This is a genomic window from Streptomyces sp. NPDC007162, assembly GCF_040634175.1.
Taxonomy (GTDB): domain Bacteria; phylum Actinomycetota; class Actinomycetes; order Streptomycetales; family Streptomycetaceae; genus Streptomyces.
The window spans coordinates 1-2,310 of the sequence record NZ_JBEYFC010000870.1; the positions used below are offsets into that span (position 1 = coordinate 1).

At 72.9% G+C, this 2,310-nt stretch carries 2 protein-coding genes; both read right to left on the reverse strand.

The annotated features are described in order from the left end of the window. Positions 1-18: 18 nt before the first annotated feature. Positions 19-1,611 carry a transporter gene (locus ABZ646_RS45165; protein WP_360533198.1) on the reverse strand — a complete coding sequence of 531 codons (1,593 nt, stop codon included), beginning with the start codon at positions 1,609-1,611 and terminating at the stop codon, positions 19-21. Then, positions 1,608-2,300: an ABC transporter ATP-binding protein gene (locus ABZ646_RS45170; protein ID WP_360533201.1), complete on the reverse strand. Its 693-nt coding sequence runs from the start codon at positions 2,298-2,300 to the stop codon at positions 1,608-1,610. Before ABZ646_RS45170 ends, ABZ646_RS45165 begins: the two co-directional genes overlap by 4 nt. Positions 2,301-2,310 lie beyond the last annotated feature (10 nt).

Below are 2,310 nucleotides of genomic sequence, written 5' to 3' on the forward strand. Positions count from 1 at the left end.
GCCCCACTCGCGCTGTGGTCAGCCTCTGCTCACCGCTGTCAGGATCTCCGGCAGACGGGCCGCCGTGCGTGGTGCTGCCAGGCGTAGGCCCGCCCAGGTGGTCGTCGCCCCGTAGGCCGCGCCCACCGGTAGCAGGAGCCAGGTCCAGGCGTCGCCGTCGGCGGTCACGTTCAGCGTGATGGTCAGGGCGATGACGGGGGCGCAGAGCAGGGCCGCCGAGACCATGCCGCCGAAGATCGCGATCCAGGCCAGGCCGGTCTGGCCCGCGGCGACGTTGCGGTGGCCCTCCTGGGGGATGGAGTACGGGAAGCGGGCCGAGGTCCAGGCGCCGGTGGCCAGCATCGCGCCGAGCAGGGCGAAGGAGAGGCCGAGCACCTCGGGCAGCCGGCGCCAGTCGCCCAGCACCGCCGTGGTCAGGACGGTCACCAGCGTCGCGTACGGCAGGGTGATCAGCAGCAGGGCCAGGGCCCGGCCGCGCAGCTCGGCGTAGGCGTCGCGGGGGGACGAGATGGTCATGGCCACCATCCAGAACGCGGAGGTGTCCTGCCCGAACTGGTTGTACATCTGGATCCCGAGCATCCCGGCCGCGAAGCACGCGAAGTAGATCGACCCGGTGCCCTGCACGGCGTTGAAGACGGGCACGATCACACCGATGGCCAGCGAGGTCACCCACGCCGCCTTGGTCTTCGGGTCGCGCCAGACGTAGCGCAGGCTGCGCGCCATGACGGTGCCGGTGCGTCCGGCCGGGAGCAGGGTGCCCAGGCCGCCGCCCGCGGACCCGCGGCCCCGGCCGGCCCGGTCGGGGGCCTGGAGCGTGGAACCGTCGGGTGCGGTCATCAGCCGGGTCAGCGTCCGCGCCCACACCCCGACGAGCAGTGCCAACGCGGCGACGGACAGGGCGAGTTGCAGCACCGCCGTGCCGTACGACCCCGCGCTCGCCGAGTGCACCGCCCCGATCGCCGCCGCGGGCGGCAGCCACCGCACCACGTCGGACACCGGCGCGAGCTCCCCGAGCCCGGCCGAACCCAGGCTCCGCGCCGCGAAGTTGACCAGCTGCGCCCCGACCGCGATGACCAGGCCGCTCAGGACGGCCAGGTCCCGTCCCTTGCGGCTGCTGAGCAGCCGTACGTTCGCGGCGGCGATCACCCGTGCGAGCGCCACACAGATCAGCAGCGCGAGGGCGACGCCGACGACCGCGACGCCGTACCCGGCCGTCCCGTGCGCCACCGACACCGCACAGCCCACCAGCAGCAACAGCGTGAACAGTGGTCCGATGCCCACCAGGGAGGCGGCGAGCAGGGCCCGTACCAGCGGGCGTGGCCGCAGCGGGAGCATCACCAGCCGGGTCGGGTCCAGGGTCTCGTCGCCGCTCGGGAAGAACAGCGGCATGAACGCCCAGCCCAGTGCCAGCACCGCGGCCCCCAGCACGGCGACCGCGTCCGCGTGCGACCGGCCGCGGAGCATGACCAGTCCCAGCAGTTGCAGGACCGCGAACAGCAGCGCGACGACCGCCGACGCGACGAACGCGGCCCGTCGGCCACCGGACTGCCGCAGTCCGTTCCGCAGCAGCGACAGCTTCAGCCGTACGACGGTGGAGGTCACGTCCGTCATCGGGCCCCGCCGCCCAGCCAGTCCAGGTCCGAAGCGGTGTCCCGGCCGCTCGCCCCGACGAGTTCGAGGAACGCGGCCTGGAGGGTGGGGTGTTCACCGCGCACCTCGGCGAGGGTTCCCGTCGCGCGGATCCGGCCCGCCGCCAGCACCGCGACCCAGTCGCACAGCGACTCGACGAGTTCCATGACGTGGGAGGAGAAGACGACGGTCGCCCCGGAGCCGGTGAAGCGCTCCAGCACGCCCCGGATGGTCTGCGCGGAGACCGGGTCCACGCCCTCGAACGGCTCGTCCAGGAAGAGCACTTCGGGGTTGTGCAGGAGGGCGGCCGCTAGACCGATCTTCTTGCGCATGCCGGTCGAGTAGTCGACGACGAGTTTGTGCTGGGCGCCGGCGAGGTCGAGCACGTCCAGGAGCTGGGTGGCCCGCTTGTCGACCTCGGCGCCGGGCAGGCCGCGCAGCCGCCCCGAGTAGCCGAGCAGTTCGCGTCCGGAGAGCCGCTCGAAGAGCCGGAGCCCTTCGGGGAGGACGCCGATGCGGGCCTTCACGGCGACCGGGTCCCGCCAGACGTCGTGCCCGACCACCTCGACGCTTCCCTGGTCCGGCCGTGCCTCCGCCTCATCCAGCCTGACCTGCTGGAACTGTGAAACGTTCAGCCTTCCAAGGGCTGCGCCCGCCCCCTCGGTCGGCAACTTGAAGGCG

What these genes read in the sequence shown, in the direction of transcription:
- ABZ646_RS45165 (WP_360533198.1), bottom strand. Translation starts at nt 1,611, where the DNA reads ATGACGGACGTGACCTCCACCGTCGTACGGCTGAAGCTGTCGCTGCTG.